This window comes from Ideonella sp. P3_A4 (assembly GCF_056403075.1).
Genome location: NZ_JBFUGE010001131.1, coordinates 1 through 1145, shown reverse-complemented (window position 1 = coordinate 1145; position 1145 = coordinate 1). Strand labels below are relative to the sequence as shown.

The 1145-nt window shown below is 65.2% G+C and carries 1 protein-coding gene; it reads left to right on the top strand.

The genetic code is table 11. The features are described 5' to 3' along the window. Positions 1-278: 278 nt before the first annotated feature. Positions 279-1145: glycoside hydrolase family 5 protein (locus tag AC1DYI_RS36415; RefSeq protein WP_477208951.1), on the top strand; the 867-nt coding region annotated here is incomplete at its 3' end.

Sequence of the window (1145 nt, the reverse complement as noted above, 5' to 3'; positions counted from 1 at the left end):
CCGGGCGCAGGCCTCATTCGCGGTCGCCCCAACCGCCGCGACGTACAAGCGGTGCCAATCGAGACACCTCAGCAAGCGCACCCCGGCTCCCCGCGAGCCGGCCCGGAGAACGTGCCCCGAGCCGCCGGCCTCGCCGCACCCGCTGCTTGCCATCCGCATACGAACAACCAAGCCCGTTGCAGCTGTTACCTCACTGCGCAGAAGCACCGCAGTTTTGTTCAAGCCACGCTGCCTCTCGCTACCTACATTGACCCGAAACGGAGGAGGAGGTCTCGGCCATGGTGAACGCAACGCCCGGAATCCAACGCATTGCCAGCATCGGCCGCTCGCTGCTGCTGGCGGCGCTCTGCACCGCCGGCGGGGCCACCATGGCCCAGCCGCCTGAATCTTGGCAAGGCCTGCGCGTCAGCGGCCAKAAGATCGTCGACGCCACCGGCAGGAACTTCGTGATGAAGGGCTTCGGCGCCGGTGAGTGGACCAATGTCGAGGCCTACATGATCGAGTGGCCCGATGGTGACGGCAAATACCTCTGGTACTACGGCCACACCCGCATCCATGAGACCCTGGCCGGCATGATGAGCCCGTCTGCCTACGACAAGTATTGGCAGGACTGGAACCACAACATCATGACGGAAGACGACTTCGCGCGCATGCAGCGCTGGGGCGTCAACACCTTGCGCGTGTCGATCAACCACCATTGGTTGTCGCCGTCTGATGGCGTGTACCTGCAAAGCGGCTGGGACTGGCTGGACCAGATGGTGGCGTGGGGCAAGGCGCACAACATCGCCATCGTGCTGTGCCTGCATGCGGCGCCGGGTGGGCAGAGCAACGAGCTGATGTCCGACACGGTGGATGGCGTGCCGCACCTGTGGACCGAGCCCGAGATCTACCAGCCGTGGACGATTCGCCTGTGGCAGGCCATCGCCGCGCGCTACGCCAACGAGACCGCGGTCGCCGGCTACGAGTTGCTCGACGAGCCGATCGTCAACAAGGCCAAGCCTCGCAGTGGTGGCGACAAGCTGCGCGCGTTCTACGTGAAGCTGAGCGATGCGATCCGCGAGGTCGATCCGAACCACATCATCTTTGCCTGCGGCACAGAGTGGTGCGGCTCACCCGCGGCGATGCGAACCATCCTGCCGCCGTGG